At 67.1% G+C, this 18,777-nt stretch carries 14 protein-coding genes; 3 read left to right on the top strand and 11 right to left on the bottom strand.

The genetic code is table 11. From position 1 onward, the window contains the following. The first annotated feature begins 85 nt into the window (after window positions 1-85). Together FBY03_RS17980 and FBY03_RS17975 are read left to right on the top strand one after the other, a co-directional pair. Window positions 86-1,063, top strand: coding sequence for an ABC transporter ATP-binding protein (locus tag FBY03_RS17980; protein ID WP_147173727.1), 978 nt, complete (start codon window positions 86-88; stop codon window positions 1,061-1,063). Then, window positions 1,060-2,049, top strand: a complete 990-nt coding sequence (locus FBY03_RS17975; RefSeq protein WP_147173726.1) for a peptide ABC transporter ATP-binding protein — start codon at window positions 1,060-1,062, stop codon at window positions 2,047-2,049. The genes FBY03_RS17980 and FBY03_RS17975 overlap by 4 nt, the downstream gene beginning before the upstream one ends. Window positions 2,050-2,183: 134 nt before the next feature. Here the strand turns inward: FBY03_RS17975 and FBY03_RS17970 are convergent, their stop codons facing one another. The 4 genes from FBY03_RS17970 to FBY03_RS17955 form a co-directional block, all read right to left on the bottom strand. Then, window positions 2,184-3,104: a biotin-dependent carboxyltransferase family protein gene (locus tag FBY03_RS17970; protein ID WP_147173725.1), complete on the bottom strand. Its 921-nt coding sequence runs from the start codon at window positions 3,102-3,104 to the stop codon at window positions 2,184-2,186. Beyond that, window positions 3,101-3,778, bottom strand: coding sequence for a 5-oxoprolinase subunit PxpB (gene pxpB / locus FBY03_RS17965; protein WP_147173724.1), 678 nt, complete (start codon window positions 3,776-3,778; stop codon window positions 3,101-3,103). The genes FBY03_RS17970 and pxpB overlap by 4 nt, the downstream gene beginning before the upstream one ends. Further along, complete coding sequence (locus tag FBY03_RS17960) at window positions 3,775-4,521, bottom strand: 5-oxoprolinase subunit PxpA (RefSeq protein ID WP_147173723.1); 747 nt, start codon at window positions 4,519-4,521, stop codon at window positions 3,775-3,777. The genes pxpB and FBY03_RS17960 overlap by 4 nt, the downstream gene beginning before the upstream one ends. A 101-nt stretch (window positions 4,522-4,622) precedes the next feature. After that, entirely contained in the window at window positions 4,623-7,001 is a 2,379-nt protein-coding gene (locus FBY03_RS17955; RefSeq protein ID WP_147173722.1) for a sulfite reductase flavoprotein subunit alpha, read from the bottom strand. Between the two features lie 200 nt (window positions 7,002-7,201). On the opposite strand from FBY03_RS17955, the gene FBY03_RS17950 reads away from it, so the two are divergent. Further along, complete coding sequence (locus FBY03_RS17950) at window positions 7,202-9,337, top strand: TonB-dependent siderophore receptor (protein WP_147173739.1); 2,136 nt, start codon at window positions 7,202-7,204, stop codon at window positions 9,335-9,337. 169 nt (window positions 9,338-9,506) lie between these two features. On the opposite strand, the gene FBY03_RS17945 is transcribed toward FBY03_RS17950, so the two are convergent. From FBY03_RS17945 to FBY03_RS17915, 7 genes are all read right to left on the bottom strand, one after another. Next, entirely contained in the window at window positions 9,507-10,214 is a 708-nt protein-coding gene (locus FBY03_RS17945; protein ID WP_147173721.1) for an NAD(P)H-dependent oxidoreductase, read from the bottom strand. Between the two features lie 157 nt (window positions 10,215-10,371). Next, window positions 10,372-11,790, bottom strand: a complete 1,419-nt coding sequence (locus FBY03_RS17940) for an aldehyde dehydrogenase family protein (RefSeq protein ID WP_147173720.1) — start codon at window positions 11,788-11,790, stop codon at window positions 10,372-10,374. Further along, on the bottom strand, window positions 11,783-12,985 hold the full coding sequence (locus FBY03_RS17935; RefSeq protein WP_147173719.1) for a pyridoxal phosphate-dependent aminotransferase: 1,203 nt from the start codon (window positions 12,983-12,985) through the stop codon (window positions 11,783-11,785). The genes FBY03_RS17940 and FBY03_RS17935 overlap by 8 nt, the downstream gene beginning before the upstream one ends. Before the next feature lie 19 nt (window positions 12,986-13,004). Beyond that, window positions 13,005-14,621 (bottom strand): 5-guanidino-2-oxopentanoate decarboxylase, encoded by a 1,617-nt coding sequence (locus tag FBY03_RS17930; RefSeq protein WP_256677977.1) that lies wholly within the window; start codon window positions 14,619-14,621, stop codon window positions 13,005-13,007. Window positions 14,622-14,625: 4 nt separating this feature from the next. Next, window positions 14,626-16,719: an acetate--CoA ligase family protein gene (locus FBY03_RS17925; protein ID WP_147173718.1), complete on the bottom strand. Its 2,094-nt coding sequence runs from the start codon at window positions 16,717-16,719 to the stop codon at window positions 14,626-14,628. A 10-nt stretch (window positions 16,720-16,729) separates the two neighbouring features. Further along, the gene (locus FBY03_RS17920) at window positions 16,730-17,890 is read right to left on the bottom strand and encodes an acyl-CoA dehydrogenase family protein (protein ID WP_147173717.1); all 1,161 of its coding nucleotides are present in this window, start codon (window positions 17,888-17,890) and stop codon (window positions 16,730-16,732) included. 29 nt (window positions 17,891-17,919) lie between these two features. Beyond that, complete coding sequence (locus tag FBY03_RS17915; RefSeq protein WP_147173716.1) at window positions 17,920-18,711, bottom strand: enoyl-CoA hydratase/isomerase family protein; 792 nt, start codon at window positions 18,709-18,711, stop codon at window positions 17,920-17,922. Window positions 18,712-18,777: the final 66 nt, after the last annotated feature.

The following is an 18,777-nucleotide window of genomic DNA, read 5'->3' as shown; positions in this document are numbered from 1 at the left end:
CGATCAAGCAGCCCGGATGGCATCCGCAACCGCCCCCCATGAATCGCCCCGGATTGCATCCGGGCTACACGCTGGAGCACACCCTGTGAACCTCCTCGACATCAAGAACCTATCCGTGCGCTTCGGCGACGCCAGTGCCGTACCGGTGGTCGACGGTCTCGACCTGCAGGTCGACGCCGGTGAAGTCCTGGCCATAGTCGGCGAGTCCGGCTCCGGCAAATCGGTGACCATGATGGCGCTGATGGGGCTGATCGAAGCCCCGGGCAGGGTCACGGCCGACAGCCTGCAGTTCGACGGCACCGACATGCTGCGGCTGAAGGGCAAGCAGCGCCGGCACATCGTCGGCAAGGATCTGGCGATGGTCTTCCAGGATCCGATGACCTCGCTCAACCCGAGCTTCACCGTCGGTTTCCAGATCGAGGAAGTGCTGCGCGAGCACCTCGGCTTGAAGGGCAAGGCCGCGCGCCAAAGGGCTCTGGAATTGCTGGAGAAGGTCGAGATACCCGCCGCCGCCAGCCGCCTGGATGCCTATCCGCATCAGCTCTCCGGCGGCATGAGCCAGCGCGTGGCGATTGCCATGGCGATTGCCGGCGAACCCAAGCTGTTGATCGCCGACGAACCGACCACCGCGCTGGACGTGACCATCCAGGCGCAGATCATGGACCTGCTGCTCAACTTGCAGCGCGAGCAGAACATGGCCCTGGTGCTGATCACCCACGACCTCGCCGTGGTCGCCGAGACCGCCCAGCGTGTCTGCGTGATGTACGCCGGGCAAGCGGTGGAGATGGGCAGCGTGCCCGAGCTGTTCGACGCCCCGACCCACCCCTATACCGAGGCGCTGCTCAAGGCGATTCCCGAGCACTCGCTGGGCGCCAAGCGCCTGAGCACATTGCCCGGCATAGTCCCCGGCCGCTACGACCGTCCGCACGGCTGCCTGTTGTCGCCGCGCTGCCCCTATGCCCAGCCGCGCTGCAGCGAGCAACGGCCGACGCTGGACCCACACCAACGCGGCGCGGTGCGCTGTTTCTTCCCCCTCAACCTGAACACGGAGGTGGCCCGATGAGCGCCGCAGCAACCCCTAATGCCGTGCTCACCGCCCGCGACCTGACCCGTCACTACGCCGTGTCGCGCGGCCTGTTCAAGCCGCCTGCCAGTGTGCAGGCGCTCAACGGTGTGTCTTTCGAGCTGCAAGCCGGCAAGACCCTGGCCGTGGTCGGCGAATCCGGCTGTGGCAAGTCGACCCTGGCACGCGCCCTGACCCTGATCGAGGAGCCCAGCTCCGGTAGCCTGCAGATCGCCGGCCAGGAAGTCACAGGTGCCAGCAAGAGCCAGCGCAAGCAACTGCGCCGTGACGTGCAGATGGTGTTCCAGAGTCCCTTCGCCTCGCTCAACCCACGGCAGAAGATCGGCGATCAGCTGGGCGAACCGCTGCTGATCAACACCCAGCTGTCGCGCAGCGAACGCCGCGAGCGGGTGCAGGCGATGATGCAACAGGTTGGCCTGCGCCCCGAACACTACCAGCGCTACCCGCACATGTTCTCCGGCGGTCAGCGCCAGCGCATCGCCCTGGCCCGGGCGATGATGCTCAACCCCAAGGTGCTGGTGGCGGACGAACCGACCTCGGCGTTGGACGTGTCGATTCAGGCCCAGGTGCTCAACCTGTTCATGGACCTGCAGGAGGAGTTCAACACCGGCTACGTGTTCATCTCGCACAACCTCTCGGTGGTGCGTCACGTCGCCGACGATGTGCTGGTGATGTACCTCGGCCGCCCGGTAGAGATGGGCCCCAGCGAGCGTATCTATGCGCGCCCGCTGCACCCCTATACCCAGGCGCTGCTCTCGGCCACCCCGGCGATCCATCCGGACCCGGCGAAGCCGAAGATCAAGATCAGCGGCGAGCTGCCCAACCCCCTCGACCCACCGTCCGGCTGCGCCTTCCACCAGCGCTGCCCCTACGCCAACGAGCGTTGCCACAGCGAGGTGCCGCAACTGCGCTTGCTCGATGCACGGCAAGTGGCCTGCCACCATGCGGAGAGGATCAATAGCTGAGCGTCAGGGAGTGCGCGCTGGAACAGCTTCGCGGCCAAGGCCGCTGCCACAACACTCGGCATATCGAGGGACTCCCGTGGAAGCGGCCTTGGCCGCGATTAGCCGGCGACGATCAGGTCCTCAAGGATGACCAGCTAACGCCCGAAGAACCGATAGAACTCACGCAGTTCGTCTTGGGCGTCGCTGAGGCTGACGGCGATAAAGCGCAGATGCTGGTGCGCGGGGCACTGCGCCAGGCGGCTCAGGTCGAGCGGATGCAGCCAACCGAGCAGCGGGTAGCCGCCCATGGTCTGCCGATCCGCCATGAGGATGATCGGCTGACCATCCGCCGGCACCTGGACGGCGCCGCTGGCAACCCCCAACGACCACTGCCGCTCAGGCGTCACCAGCGGTTCACCCTGCAGCCGCGCGCCCATGCGGTCGGACTGTGGGCTGAGCTGCCAGCTCTGGGCGAAGAAGGCCTGCAACTGGTCTTCGTCGAACTCCGCCGCATCGCCCCCGGTAATCACCCGCAACACCGGCGTTGCCCGGTAATCCGGTTGATAGGTCCAGGGCACGCTGGCCGCCAACGCCAAGCGGGCCGGCGCACAGGCCAACAGATCGCCCGCACGCAATTTACTGCCACACCCGTCCAGTCCGCCGAGTTCATCGCGCGCTTGCGTGCTGACGCTGCCCAGCACCGCAGGCGCGCGAAAACCACCCGGCACCGCCAGGTAGGCGCGCTGACCGCTGCGCACGAAACCCAGCTTGAGGCGCTGACCGGCGCGCACTGCGAAGCGCGACCAGGCCGGGCGCGTCTGGCCATCGATGCCGATCGGCGTATCCGCGCCACACACTGCGACCCAGGTGTCCACTTCGGCGAGCAGTTCGAGATCGCCCAGGGCAACTTCCAGCAGCGGCGTGCCCCGGGGGTTGCCGAGCAAGCGGTTGGCCCAAGCCGCTGCGTGCAGATCCAGCGGCCCGGCCGGGGAGACGCCGAGGTGTTGCCAGCCAAAGCGCCCGCCATCCTGCAGCAGGCTCAACGGCCCGGGTTTGAGCACCCGCAGGCCCTTCACCGACCGCTCCGTTCGGCGCGATAACACTGCTCGTCGACGGCGACGAAACGCACCCGGTCGCCCAGCGCCAGCGGACAGGGCGGCTCGCGCCCCGCCTCGAACAGCCTCCAGGGACACAGGCCGAGCAAATGCCAGCCACCGGGCGAGGCCTGCGGATAGATCGCCGTCTGCCGCTCGGCGATCGCCAGGCTACCGGCCGGCACCACCGTGCGCGGCGTGGCGCGGCGTGGCAAGGCCAGGCGCTCGGGCAATTCGCCGAGGTAGGCAAAGCCCGGCGCGAAACCAATCGCACCGACCCGGTATTCGCTGGCGCTGTGCAGCTCGATCACCTGCTCGACGCTCAAACTGCACAGGCGGGCGACCTCCTGCAGGTCCTCGCCGGCGTACCAGACCGGAATCTCATGCAGCGTTGCCGGTGGTTCAGGGAGCGAGTCGCTCAGCCACTGCTCCAGCAGCGGCGTCAGCCCCTGGGCCAGCGTCAGGTGGTCGGTACGGCTCAGGTCATAGTGCAGCAGCAGGCTGGTCCAACCGGGCACCAGGTCGATCAGCTGCTGGCCGAAGCGCTGCCGAACCTGCTCGGCCAAGGCGGCGATACGCAAGGGTAGCTGTGCGTCGGGTTGCTCGGCCAACACCAGCAACAGCGCCTCGGCGCCGGCCGGCTCCAGGCGAATCACGAGGCGTCCAGCTGCGCGCGCAGACGGCGCAGCACGGCCAGCGACTCGGCATTGTCACCATGCACGCAGAGGCTGTCGGCGGTCAGTTGCAGGGGCTTGCCGTCGATATCGGCGAACGGCTCGCCGTGAGCAATCGCCATGGCCTGGTCGAGAATCCGTTGCGGCTCATGGTGCACCGCACCGGCCAGGCGCCGGGGCGCCAGCTGACCATCGGCCAAATACGCACGGTCGGCGAACGCCTCGAACATCAGTGGCACGTCGGCAGTATCGGCAAGTTCCAGTTCACGGCGGTTGTCGGCCAGCGCCAACACCATCAACGGCAGGCCCTTGCGGTAGGTGGCGCAGGCCTCCAGCACGGCGGCGAACAGGGCATCGTCGCGCACCAGGTCGTTGTACAGCGCACCATGGGGTTTGACGTAAGCCAGCTGGGTGCCGGCGGCGCGGCAGAAGGCCTCCAGCGCGCCGAGCTGATAGAGCACCAGGGCGGTGACCTCCTCGGGCGAGCAGCTTAGATGCCGGCGGCCGAAACCGGCCAGGTCGGGATAGGACGGATGGGCACCGATGCGCACCCCGTGCCGCACCGCCAGGGCCACGGTGCGTTGCATGGTCAGGGGGTCGGCGGCGTGGAAGCCGCAGGCCAGGTTGGCCTGATCGACCAGCGGCATGGCGAGCGCATCGTCGCCCATCTGCCAGGCGCCGAAGCTCTCGCCCATGTCGCAGTTCAGGAGGATTCGTCTGTTCATGCAGCAAGCTTAGAGCGGCGGCAGGAGCGGCACCAGTAGCCCGGATGCAATCCGCGCTCGGGCGCGCCTGGCCGGCCCCCGGATTTCATCCAGGCTACGTTTCAATAGACGTCGCGACGATAGCGCCCCTGTTCGATCAATTCGACCACCGCCGCCTCGCCCAGCAGTTCGTGCAGCACGCTATCCACCCCGGCGGCCATGCCGGCGAGGCTGCCGCACAGGTAGATCGACGCCCCTTGCGCCAGCCAGTCGCCTAGCTGCTCGGCGGACTCGCGCAAGCGATCCTGCACATAGACCTTGTGCGCCTGGTCGCGGGAGAACGCCAGGTCCAGGCGCGCCAGCTCAGCACTGGCCAGCCAGCCATGCAGCTCGTCACGGCAATAGAAGTCGTGGGCCTGATTGCGCTCGCCGAACAGCAGCCAGTTACGCCTGTGCCCGGCGGCGATGCGCGCCTTGAGCAGGCTGCGCAGCCCGGCCAGACCGGTGCCATTGCCCAGCAGAATCAGCGGCCGGGCATCTTCCGGCGGATGGAAGCTGCTGTTGCGCCGCAACCGCGCCCTGAGTGCCTGCGCGGGTGCGAGCTCATGGCACAACCAGCCAGAGCCCAGCCCCAGGGAACCGTCGGGGTGGGTTTCCTGGCGCACGATCAACTCCAGTGCGCCATCGCTCGGCAACGACGCAATCGAGTACTCGCGCACCGCCAATTCGCCGTCGTTGCGCGGCAGCACTTCGAGCAGATCCCCCGCCTGCCAGGTCGCGTCCACGGGCGGCTGCAAGCGCAACATAAAGGTCGGCGCACCGGCACTGCCGGGGTTCAGGCAGACCCGTGCCTGCAAGCGCCACTCGACGAAGGGCCGCTCCAGCACTGGCGGTGCTGCGGCTCCGGTCAGCGCGCTCAGTTGCCGCCGCCAACTGGCAAGCGCCTCGGCATCGCCGCCGTCGACCTCCACCGGAGCGAACAGGCTGGCGGCGCCCTGGCGGGTCAGCCAGCCATGCAGGCGCCGGGCAAAGCCACAGAACTGCTGATACTGGCGGTCGCCCAAGGCCAGCACCGCATAGCTCAGCTCGCCCAGCGCCAGCTCACCCTCAAGCAGCCTGCGTTCGAAGCCGCGCGCGCTGTCCGGCGCCTGGCCGTCGCCGAAGGTACTGACCACGAACAGCGCGTTCTGCACCTGACTCAGGCTGCGCTCATCCAGTGAGGCCAGGGATTGCACCGTCACCGGCAGCCCTGCCGCTTGCAATTGCCCGGCGGTCTGCCAGGCCAGTTGCTCGGCGAAACCGCTCTGGCTGGCAAAACCAATCAGCCAATTCTGTTTCCCGGTTTCGCCTTCGACCAAGCCGCTGCGTGCGCGCATGACTGCGCGTTTTTTGCGCCGCCGATCGAGATAGAGCAACCAGCCGGTGATCGCAAACAGCGGCATGGCGGCGCTGGCCAGCAGCATCAGGATGCGCCCCGGCAGGCCGAAGTACTCGCCGGTGTGCAGGGCATAGACGCTGGCCAGCAACTGCGCGGAGAAGGACTTGTCGGCATAGCGCTGGTGCCGACTGACCTGGCCGCTGAGCGGGTCGAGGCTGAGCTGGTTCAGCGCGCGCGGATGCTCGGCTTCCGCCAGCAGGTAGAACACCGTAACCGGCTTGCCGGCCACCGGCGGCAGACGCAGGTTCCAGGCCACCAGCCCAGGCCCCGCGGCGTCCTGCAAGTTGCGCCAGAGTGCGTCGTAATCGACCACCCGCGGCGCGGCTTGCGCCGCCTCGCCACGCCCTGCCCGTGACGCTGATTTACCCGGTTTGCCTTGCTGCTGCGCGGGCGCATCGCCGAGCAGACGGGTCATGCCCTCGCGGTACCAGTCGTAGGACCAGTACAGACCGGTCAGCGCGGCGCACAGATAGAACAGCAGGCACCAGGTGCCGGCGACCGCGTGCAGGTCCCAGTTGAAAGCGCGCCCGCGCTTGGCCCAGTCCAGGGTCAGCCAGGCTCGCCAGTTCAGCGCCTTGCGCGGCCAGCGCAGGTACAAACCAGAGAGACAGAAGAACAGCAGCGCCAGGGTGCTGGCGGCGGTAATCTGCTGGCCCGTCTCGCCCATGGCCAGAAAACGATGCAACTGCAGCATCAGGCCGAAAAACTGCTGGCCGCTGGGCTCGGCGAGCGGCTCACCGCTGTAGGGGTCGAAGTAGCGCATCGGCCCCCGCCGCTCGCCCGCCGGCGGGGTGAAGAACACTCGCGCGGCGCTCTTATCGCGGCTATCCACCCACAACCCGGAGACCGTCTTGCCTTCTGCTGCCTCGATCCTGCTCACCAGTTCGGCCGGCGCCAGCATCCCGGACTCACTCGCCTCGACGCGCAACAGCTGCGGGTTGAGCGCCGCCATGATCTCGCCTTCGAAACTATAGAGCGCACCGGTCACCCCCATCAGGGCCAACACCAGGCCGGCACTGATGCCGAACAACCAGTGCAGTTGAAACAAGACTTTTTTGAACATCGACGAGGCTCGGCACGAACATGAGGCGGACGCCCAATGCGCCCGATAATTTTGAGAATGAATTCTATTTGATAAACACAATCAGCCGCAATTAGCTCGTCACGCCACCTCCTTCCGTTACGCGCTGACCGTCATTTACAAATAAAGTTGCAACGCATTTGCATGCGCAAATGCAAAGCAATACCATTCGCACTCTTTTCATGGGGAGTCGCGCGGTGACCGTCTTACGCTTAAATCCACTTTATCTATCGCTGCTGGGCGCCTTCGCCGCTCAGGCCGTGCATGCCGAATCAAACAGCGCGCTGGAGATTCCAGCCGCCGTAGTAACCGGGCAGCAGCAACAGAGCAGCTACAAGCCCAGCATTAGCAAGAGCGCGCTGAAGATCGATGCGCCGCTGCGCGATATTCCGCAGACGGTCAACGTCATCCCGCAGAGCGTGATCAAGGATCAGGGCGCCCAGTCGATGGAAGATGTACTGAAGAACGTGCCCGGCGTGGGCCTGTCCAACGGCGACGGCCAGCGCGACCAGGTCACCATCCGCGGCTTCAGCGCCATCGGCGACCAGTACATCGATGGCATTCGCGACGACGCCCTGTACTACCGCGACCTGTCGAATATCGAGCGGGTGGAAGTGATCAAGGGCCCGGCCGCAGTGCTCTACGGCCGCGGCTCATCCGGCGGACTGATCAACAGCGTGAGCAAGCGCCCGACCTTCGCCCCGGTGCAGGAAGTCGGCGTTAGCGTCGACAGCGAAGGCAAGAAACGCACCCAGTTCGATGCTGGCTGGGCCGATCAGGAGCACGGCGACAAGGCTTTTCGGGTCACCGGTGCGCTGGAGGACAGCGACGGCTTCCGCGACGACGCCTTCCTCGAGCGCAAGGCGCTGGCGCCTTCGGCCTATTTCAAGCTGTCCGATGACCTGGAGCTCAACCTGGGCGCCAGCTACCTGTACGACAAGCGCCTGATCGACTTCGGCATTCCTGCGCTGAACGGTCGCCCGGTGGATGTCGACCCAGGCACCCGTTTCGGCTCCGCCGACCCGGACCAGGACTACACCCGCAGCGAGGTGTTCTCCCTCAGCGCCGGCCTCGACTACCAGATCAACGACGACTTCAGCCTGTCCAATACCAGCCGTTACTACCACTACGATCTCGATCGCAACAACACCCTGGCGCACACCGATGCCAACCGCTTCGTCACCGCCGCCAATGGCGAACTGCTGGTCAAGCTGCGCCGCGGCAACGTGCAGCGCAAGGAAGATGGCTGGTTCAACCAGACCGAGCTGAAGCAGCAAGTCCAGCTCGCCGGCATGCAGCACAGCCTGCTGTATGGCGTGGAGCTGGGCCGGCAGTACAAGCACCAGTCGGTATTCAGCCAGAGCGATGTGGCGCGGGTACCGGTGTTCAGCGACGGTCTGGTCGAGGTGCCGTTCACGGCGGCGCAACAGACCTCCAAGGGACTCAACACCCAGGACACCGCCGGCGTCTATGTACAGGACCTGATCGAACTGGCGCCGCAATGGAAGGCCTTGCTCGGGGTGCGCTACGACGTGTTCGACCAAGCCTTCGATGACGACCTGAGCGGCAGCGACATCTCGCGCACCGACCGGACGTGGAGCCCACGGGTCGGCCTGGTCTACCAGCCGGACCAGATGCAGTCCTACTACGTCTCGGTGAGCCGCTCCTATCAGCCGTCAGGCGAGACCTTCCCGCTGAACAATTCGATTAAAGACCTGGAGCCGGAGCAGACCACCAACTACGAGCTGGGCGGCAAATGGGATCTGCTCGATCAGCGTCTGTCACTCACCGCCGCGCTGTTTCGCCTGGAACGCACCAACATGAAGACCAGCGACCCGGCCAATCCCGGCCAGCTGATCCTCGCCGGCGAGCAGCGTACCGATGGCTTCGAGACCACCCTGACCGGCCAGCTCAGCGACAAATGGCAGGTCTATGCCGGCTACGCCTATCTGGATGCGCAAATCACCAAGTCCACCAGTTTCACCAACGGTGTGGCCAATGAAGGCCGGACCCCGACCCTGACCCCGGAGCACAGCGCCAATCTGTGGCTGGTGCGTTCGCTGACCCAGCAATGGCGAGTCGGCATGGGCGCCAACTACGTCGGCGAGCGCTTCACCGCCCTGGACAACGCCACCGTCATGCCCGGCTACACCACCTTCGATGCCGCGCTGTTATACAACCAGCCGCAATGGGACGCGGCCCTGCGCCTGCGCAACCTGTTCGACAAGGAGTACTTCGCCTCGGCCCACGGCTCGGTGGACCTGATCACCCCCGGCGCACCGCGCAGCCTGGAGCTGAGCGCCAACTATCGCTTCTAGACAGTCCGCCTTCGAGCGCCCGACCCGGTCCGTACAGACCGGGTCGGGTCACCTCGGCACATTGACCAAGGGTTCAGCGCTGCCTCCTGAGCAGCCGCGCCATCATGTCCCAATCCCTCTCCCTGCAAATGGACGATACGCGACGCGTCGTTGACTGCGCCAGGCAGGCTCAGGCCTGCGGCAAGGGATACAGCCGCTCGTCGAACTGCTCCAGGCGCGGAAACGCCAGGGGTTGCTCCCGTTCAAGCCCGCTCAAGCGTTGCTGGTAGGCGACCAGGAACTCCTCACGCGCCGCATGGCTGATGTAGGGCACATGCCAGGCGACGAAAGGTCGCAGAACATCCATTCCTACATAGGCCAATGTGCCGCGCAACAGCGGGCGCAGCATGTCCTCCAGCGGGCCATGAATAGCACCCTCGCCGAACATGTGCTCGCGCCCACCCAGGGTCAGGCTGACCAGCACCCGCTTACCGGCCAGGCCGCCCTGGTCGTAGAAGCGCTTGCCGCCGTAGCAGACCCCGCTGACCAGTACCCGGTCGATCCAGCCCTTGAGGATGGCCGGCACCGAGAACCAGTACAGCGGGAAGTTGAGGATCAGCGTGTCGGCCCACAGCAGCTTGTCCAGCTCGCCCTGGATATCCGCAGCCAGGCCGCCGCCCTTGGCGCCGACGCGTTGTTCCAGGGCATACACCAGGTAATCCGGGTTCTGGCGTTCGGCGAAGTCGGCGGCGCTGGCCACCGGGTTCCAGTTCATTGCATAGAGATCGGAGGCCTGCACCTGATGGCCCTGGCCCTGCAGGGTCTCCACGGCCAGATCGCGCAGGGCCGTGGTAAAGGATTGCGGCTCGGGGTGGGCGTGGACTATCAGTACCTTCATAAAAATTTCCTTTGAACTTACAGGGCCTTTGCAGGGTGGGTCAGCCGCAGGCGTAACCCACCAAGCGGGTATCAGGCCAATCAGGCCGATACCGGGGCGTCCACGGTGGCTTACGCCGCTGCGCGGCCCACCCTACGAAAAACACGAAAAACCGTGCCTAACACTGCACGGCCTTGATTTCGACAAACTCGGCCAGCCCCTCCTCGCCCCACTCGCGACCATTGCCCGACTGCTTGTAGCCGCCGAAGGGTGCACGGTAGTTGAAGGCCGCGCCGTTGATGAAGCACTGCCCGGCGCGCATCTGCCGCGCCAGGCCCAAGCCGCGCTCTGGCGTGCCGGCCCAGACGCCGCTGGACAGGCCGAACGGCGAGTCGTTGGCGAGTTGCACGGCCTGCGCTTCGTCGGCATAGGGGATCAGGCAGAGCACCGGGCCGAAGATTTCTTCCTGGGCGATGCGCATGCGGTTATCCACATCGGCGAACAGGGTCGGCAGCTGATAGAAACCGCGCTCAAGCCCACTAGGCACTGCGACGCCGCCACACAGCAGGCGCGCGCCTTCTTCCTCACCGATGCGGATGTAGTCGCGCACCGTACGCAGCTGCCCGGCCGAGCACATCGGGCCGAGGAAGCTTTGCGGGTCCAGCGGGTCGCCCAGGCGCAGGGCCTCGGTTTCGGCGCGCGCCAGCTCCAGGGCTTCGGCATAGCGGCTGGCCGGCAGCAGCATGCGAGTCAGCGCGGTGCAGGTCTGCCCGGAGTTGAGCATCACGTCCTGCACGCCATGGCGCACCGCAGCTGCCAGGTCGGCATCCTCGCCGATCAGTAGCGCCGACTTGCCACCCAGCTCCAGGCACACGCGCTTGACCGACGGCGCGGCGGCCTGGGCCACCCGTACCCCGGCACCGGTGGAGCCGGTAAAGGAGACCATGTCCACCTGTGGATGCTTGGCCAGCGCCTCGCCGACCTTGGCGCCCGGCCCGCTGACCAGGTTGAACACCCCGGCCGGCAGGCCGATAGCCTCGATCATCTGCGCCAGCAGGAAGGCGTGCAGCGGGGTTTCCTGGCTCGGTTTGACCACCACCGAGCAGCCGGCGGCCAGGGCCGGGGCGAGTTTGCCGAGCAACTGATGCAGCGGGTAGTTCCACGGATTGATAAAGGCGCACACCCCCACCGGCTCGCGAATAACCAGGGAGTTGCCGACTTCGCGCACCTCGTCCATCAGCGCGGCGAGCTCGGCATAGTGGCGCAAGCCTTCGAGCGGCCCGTCCACCTGAATCGGGCGGCACCACTGCACCGGCATACCCAGTTCGGCGGTGATCAGCGCGGCCATCTCATCGCCGCGAGCTTCGAGCTGCGCGGCCAGGGCCTGGATATAGCCGGCGCGCACGCTGGCCGGAGTCGCGGCCCAGGCCGGAAAGGCCCGGCGCGCGGCCTGTACCGCCCGCTCGACGTCACGCTCGTCGCCCAGGGGCACCTGGCCGATGACCTGTTCGGTCGCCGGATTGAGCACCTCGGCCAGGCCGCTGCCCGCGGGCGCAACCCAGGCGCCATCGATAAACAACTGGGCGTGCTTATGCATGGCAGGGTTCCTCAACCAATTCCTCGATCAGCTCTGCGGCGCAGCGGGCGATGCGCCGGCAGGCGTCCTGCAGCGGAGCACTGCCGAGCACCAGGCCCAGGCGAATATGCCCGGCGGCGCTGGGGCCGAAGGCTTCGCCGGCCAGTACCGAGACGCCATGCCGGTCGAGCAGGCGGTCGGCGAACGCCTGGGCGGACAGCCCGGTGGCGCGGATATCGACCATCACGAACATGCCGCCGTCGGGCTTCAGCGCGCGCAGCCCTGGGCAATCGGCCAGGCAGGCGCAGACCAGGTCGCGACGCTGCCGATAGGCTTCGCGCATCGCCTCCAGCTCCGGCATGTTCGCCTCCAGGGCGACACAGGCTGCATCCTGGATGAAGTCCGGCGAGCCGTACAACATGCACAAGGCCAGGTTGCCGAGGTGTTCGGCCAAGGCCGGCGGCGCCACCACCCAACCGACCCGCCAGCCAGTCATGGCGTGGGACTTGGACAGGCTGTTGAGGGTCGCGGTGCGCTCGGCCATGCCCGGCAGGCTGGCCGGGCTGACGTGCTCGCCCTCGTACAGCAGCTCGCTGTAGACCTCGTCGGAGATCAGCCACAGGTCATGGCCGATGCACAGTTCGGCCAGGGCCTCCCAGGTGCTGCGCGGCAGGCTGGCGCCGGACGGATTGTGCGGGCTGTTCAGCACCAGGGCGCGGGTGCGCGGGGTGATGGCTGCGGCGACATCCTCGGCCTGCACCCGGAAGCCGTGCTCGGGGCGCACCGGCAACGGAACCACCTTGGCCCCGCAAGCGCCGAACACCGCCTCGTAGGTCACGTACATGGGCTCGGCGACTATCACTTCATCGCCGGGTTCGAGCACGCACTGGGCCACGCAGAACAGCGCGCACTGGCCGCCGGCCAACACCACCACCTGATCGGCCGCGACCGCCTGACCGCTGCGCAGACGATGGCGCTTGGCGATGCTCTCGCGCAGCGCACGCTTGCCGGTGACCTCGGTGTAGTGGGTATTACCGGACAGCAGGCTGTCGATGGCGGCCTGTACGATCGGCTGCGGGGTGTCGAAATCCGGGTCGCCGACCGACAGCAGCAGCACGTCCTCGCCGCGCTCCTGGCGGGCCAGGGCACGGTAGTGAATGTCCCAGGCGGCGGCGCCGTCACCGGCGATACGTTGGGTCAGGGTGGAAAAACGCATAGACATCTCCTTGCCCGCCTTATTGGGCGTAGGCGTGCTTGAGTTCGATCAGGGTCACGCCGGGATGGCTGAAGCCCGCTGCCAGCTGCTCTTGCAGCTGATCCAGGCTCTGCGGCTGCTGTACCCGGCAACCGAAGGCACTGGCCAGGGCGGCGAAATCCGGGTTGCGCGGCAGCACGCCAATCGGCTCGATGTCCAGGTCGAGCATGTCGTCGCGGATCTGCCCCAGGGCATCGTTGTTCCACAACAGCACCACCAGCGGGCTGTCCAGCTCTTCCACGGCGGTGGCCAGTTCCTGCACGGTGTAGAGGAAGCCGCCATCGCCGACCAGCACCAGACCGGGCCGTTCGGGCGCGCCCAGCTTGGCGCCGATGCCCGCTGGCAGACCGTAGCCGAGGGTGCCGTAACCGGTGGGGTGCAACCAGCTACGCGGGGCGCGGCTAGGGAACAGGTAGTTACCGCTGTAGGCCAACTGGGTCATGTCGGTGCTGATAAAGGCGTTGTCCGGCAGCACCGCTGCGATGCGCGCCAGGATCGCCTGGTGAATGCGCTGCAACGGCCCCTGCCCGTCCTCGACCGCGGCGCGCAAAGCGGCCACCGCCTGAACGGCAAGCGCCGGATCGCGCACCTGCTGCGGCAAGCGCGCCAGCAGCGCCTCCAGCGTGGCCCGGGCATCGCCCTTGAGCGCCACGGCGCAGGGGTAGAAGTCGTTGAACTTGCGCGGGTCGATATCCACCCGCAGCAGCTCGCCGGTCAGCGGCAGGCGCTCGCGCCAGAAGTCGGTGTCGGCCATTTCGCTGCCGACCGCGAGCACCACGTCGGCCTGCTCGATCAGCTGCCAGCCGGGCTCGACGCACAGGGTGGCGCCGGCATGCAGCGGCGCCTGGGTTGGCAGCAAGCCCTTGCCGGCGACGCTGGTGAACAGCGGCGCGGCCAGCCTCTCGCTGAGTGCCGCCAGTGCCGCGCCGGCTTCCAGGGCGCCGCCACCGGCGATGATCATCGGCCGCTTGGCGCCGGCCAGCTTGTCCGCGGCCTGCTGCAGCGCCTCGGCGCTCGGCAGGCCACGCCCCGGCCGACGCACGACCTCGGCGCTCCAGTCCCGCGCGATGGGCGCGGCCAGCACGTCCAGCGGCACCGAGATATGCACCGGGCGCGGCCGTTCGCTGTCGAACACGGCAAAGGCACGGGCGATCAGCTGCGGCAGGTCCTCGGCTGTGGTGGCCAGCGCCGAGAACGCGGTGATCGGCGCGGTCATCGCGCGCTGGTCCTGGGTTTCGTGCAGGCAACCCCAGCCCTTACCGAGGCTGGCGCTGTGGTTGACGCTGGAGATCACCAGCATGGGGATCGAGTCGGCATGGGCCTGGCCGATCGCCGTCGCGGCATTGGTCACCCCGGGGCCGGTGATGACGAAGCACACGCCCGGCTTGCCGGTCACCCGGGCATAACCGTCGGCCATAAAGCCGGCGCCCTGCTCGTGGCGGGTCAGTACGTGGCGAATGCCACTGCCGGGCAGGCCGCGATAGAGCTCCAGGGTGTGCACCCCGGGAATGCCGAACACGGTGTCGACGCCGTAGTTGGCCAGCAGGCGCACCAAGGCTTGGCCGCCGGTAAGGTTGTGGTTCTCTTGCATAATCATGTCCTCAGTCCTGGGCCAGGCGAATCAGGGCATCCACCGCGACGGCGCCCTGGGCATTGAGCAACAGCGGATTAACGTCCAGCTCCAGCAGCTGCGCGGCGTGCTCGCCGGCGTAGTCGGCCACCGCGCGAATCGCCTGCACCAGGGCGTCCAAATCGACCGCCGGACGGCCACGAAAGCCTTGCAACAGAGGCGCGCTACGCAGGCTCAGCAGCGCCTCGCGGATCGCCGCAGCGTTGGTCGGCAGCAGCAGGCTGCGGCTGTCCTGGAGCAACTCGACGAGAATCCCGCCGGCGCCGAGCACCAAAGCCAGGCCGAAGCCGTTCTCGCGCTTGATGCCGACAATCAGCTCGGCCAGCGGCGGTGGCGCCATACGCTCCAGCAGCACCTGCTCGAAGGGCAACTCGGGGGCATGCCGGGCCAGGCTGGCGCGCATGTCCTCGAGGGCGGCTTGCAGCGCCTGGTCGTCGCCCAGATTGAGCGCCACGCCACCGGCTTCGGTCTTGTGCGGCAGCGCGCTGCTAACCACCTTGAGCACCAGCGGATAACCCAACGCCTGCGCCGCTTGCAGCGCCTGGCCCGGGGTGCTCAACAGGCCCTGCGGCAACGGCAGGCCGAAGGCGCCCAGGGCCTGTTTGGCCTGCCACTCATCGAGCAGCCGGCCTTGGCCCGTCAGGGCTTGCGGGCAGATCGGCAGCAACGCCGATTCGCCGCGCGCCAGCAGTGCCGCGCGCCGCTGCTGGTAGTGGGCGATCCGGCCCCAGGCCGCCAGACCATCTTCCACCCCTTGCAGGGCCGCCACGCCGTGGGCGTGCAGGCGCTCGCGGGCACTGGCCGGGAGCAGTTCGGGGAAGGCCGAGGCGACGAAACCCGGCTTGCCGTGGCGCGCCAGCGCGGCGCAGTACAGCTCCAGCAGCAGGTCGCACTGCGGGCGCTCGCCCGAGGCTGCATCGGGGTAGTCGAGCACCAGCAGGGCGGCATCGGCCGTGCTGCGCAGGACGCTGTCGAGCATGCTGTCGAGGGCGTCGCGATCGCCCCAGATGGCGGTGGTGAAGTCCAGCGGGTTGACGATATTGGCGTAAGCCGGCAGCACCGCGGCCAGCTCGCTGCGCTGGCGGTCATCCAGCGTCGGCAAGCTCAGGCCGTTGCGCTCGGCGTAGTCGGCGATCAGTCCGGCATCGCCGCCGGAACAGGCTAGCGCGGCCAGGCTCGGCCCCGCCGGCAGCTGGCCGCAGGCCGCCGCCTTGAGGGTTTCGACGAAGCTCACCGGGCCGCTGACGCGGATCACGCCGAGGCGCTCGAACAACGCGTCATACAGCGCATCAGAACCGGCCAGGGAACTGGTGTGGCTGAGCGCCAGCTCGGCGCCGATCTGCGAGACGCCGGTCTTCAGGGCGATGATCGGGATGCCCTGCTGCAGCGCCTTGTGCGCAGCGCGGGCGAAACCGGGAACGTTGTTCAGTCCTTCCAAGTGCAGGCCGATGGCGGTGACGCGCGGCTCATCGAGCAATACGTCCATCAATTCGGCGACGCCAATTTGCGCCTGATTACCCACCGAGGCCATATAGGCCACCGGCAGCGAGCGGTCGCTCATCGACAGGTTGTAGGCGAAGTTGCCGCTCTGGGTCAGCACCGCCACACCCTGCTCGACTACCTTGCCGCCATGGGCCACCGGCCACAGCGCGGCGCCGTGCAGGTAGTCGAGCAGGCCGTAACAGTTCGGTCCGAGCAGCGCCATGTCGCCGGCGGCGGCGAGCAAGCGGGTCTGCAGCGCCTGGCCCTCTGCACCAGTTTCGGCGAAGCCGGAGGCGTAGCAGATGACGCCGCCCGCGCCCTTGGCGGCCAGCTCGGCCACCGCCTGCACGGTCAATTCCTTGTTGGTGGCGATGAACACCGCATCCGGCCCGCAAGGCAGCTCGGCGACGCTGGCGACGCAGGGCACGCCTTCCAGCTCGGCGTGCTGCGGATTGACCAGCCACAGCTGGCCTTGGTAACCGCCCTCGACGCAGCGCTTGAGCGCGCGGGCCATAGTGCGGCCACCGATAAAGGCCAGATGACGTGGTGCCAACAGGCGCTTGAGGTTGTCTCTTTGGCTCATGACGGTCCCCTCAGCGCAGCAACGGCCGCAGCAGTTCTCGGGAAATGATGTGACGCTGGATCTCCGAAGTGCCTTCCCAGATCCGCTCGATCCGCGCGTTGCGCCAGATGCGTTCCACCGGGCCTTCGTCCATCAGGCCCATGCCGCCGAAGATCTGCACCGTCTCGTCGGCCACCTTGCCGAGCACTTCGCTGGCCAGCAGCTTGGCCATGCCGGCGTCGCCGTCGGTCATGCTGCCCTGGTCCATCTTCCAGGCGGTGTGCAGGCACAGCAGCTCGGCGGCGCGGATCTGCGTGGCCATGTCGGCGAGCTTGAACGACACCCCTTGGTAGCTACCGATCGGCTGACCGAACTGCTTGCGGTCGGCAGACCATTGCAGGGCCAGATCCAGTGCCCGTTGCGCCTGGCCAACACAGTTGGCGGCGACCATTACGCGGCCGGCGGTGAGCCAGGCATTGGCCACCTCCCAGCCCTTGTCCACCTCGCCGAGCACCTTGCTCGCGGGTACCCGGCAGTCATCGAAAAACAGCTCGTAGGTGTGATAGCCACGGTTGCTCACGCACTTGGGCCCGCGGCGGATGGTCATCCCCGGGGTATCGCGATCGACCAGGAAAGAGGTCACGGCGTTGCGCTTCTTGCCGTTCTTCTCATAGCTGTCGGTGACCGCGAAGACGATGGCGAAATCGGCATGCCCGGCGTGGCTGATGAAGTGCTTGCTGCCATTCAGCAGGAAGTCATCGCCGTCGCGCACCGCACGGGTCTTGATCGAGTTGGCGTCGGAGCCGGCGCCCGGCTCGGTGAGGGCGAAGCAGTCGATCTTCTCGCCCTGGATGCAGGGCAGCAGGTAGTCCTGAATCTGCTCGCCGGTGCAGGCCATGAGGATCTTCGACGGTCGCGCGACGAACACCTGCAAGGCCCAGGAGACCTTGGACAGCTCACGTTCGATCAGCGCCTGGGACAGGTAATCGAGGCCGCCGCCACCCACCTCCTCCGGCATGTTGAAGGCATAGAAGCCGGCGGCGATGGCCTTTCCACGAATCTGCGCGGCCAGCTCCGGGGATACCGCATCGGCGCGGTCGACGGCCTCTTCATGGGGCAGCAGTTCCTTCTCGACGAAGCTGCGTACCGCAGCGACCAGCATTTCTTGTTCTTGGCTCAGTTGAAAATTCATCGCTATGTCCTGTGGCAAGGGGCTGCAGTTCAGCGGCCGATAAAGAGGGGGGCGCGTTTTTCCATGGCGGCGCGCAACGCTTCGCCACCATCTTCGCTGCGACCGCAGAGCAGCCCGGCGCGGCGCTCGGCTTCGAGCTGCTCGGCCAGGCTGCGCCGGGCACCGTCTTCGATCAGGGTCTTGGTCTGGGCGAAGGCGAAGGTCGGGCCGCTGGCCAGTCGCGTAGCCAGTTCGTCGGCGACTGCCAGCAACTGTTCGTCGGCGCAGACTTCACCGACCAGGCCGGCGGCCAGGGCACGCCCGGCGCCCCACAGCTCGTCGAGGAACAACAGACGCTTGGCCTGCTCGCTGCCGATCAAGCGCGGCAGGTGCCAGCTGGCGCCAGCATCCGGTGAGTAGGCCATGCTGGTGTAGCCGGCCTTGAAGCGCGCCGACTGCGCGGCCAGACGAAAATCACAGCACAGCGTCAGGTCCATCCCGGCGCCCACTGCGGTGCCGTTGATGGCGGCGATGGTCGGTTTGCCGAAGCCATGCAGGCGGGTCATCAGGGCATGCGCGGCCTCGGTCCAGCCGTAGCTTTCCAGCGCGCCACGGGCCTCGGCCGCAGCCCACTCGGCAAGGTCGGCGCCGGCGCAGAAGCTCTTGCCGCTGCCGGTCAGTACCAGCACACGCACGGCAGGGTCGGCACTGAGCTCGTCGAGCAGCGCGTGCAGGGCCTTGAGGCTGGGGATGTCCAGCGCGTTACGTTGCTCGGGGCGATTCAGGGTGACCCAGGCGGCGCCGCCGGCAACCCGCGTCAACAGACTCGATGCAGTGTTCATGGCAATCCTCGACTTCTTATTCTGCTAACAAGGACGGCATAGGCGTCCTCTCTGGAAGCAATACTA

The sequence above is a fragment of the Pseudomonas sp. SJZ079 genome (assembly GCF_007993865.1).
GTDB lineage: Bacteria > Pseudomonadota > Gammaproteobacteria > Pseudomonadales > Pseudomonadaceae > Aquipseudomonas.
Note: the sequence above shows the minus strand (reverse complement) of the source record. Positions and strands in the feature narration are given on the sequence as shown.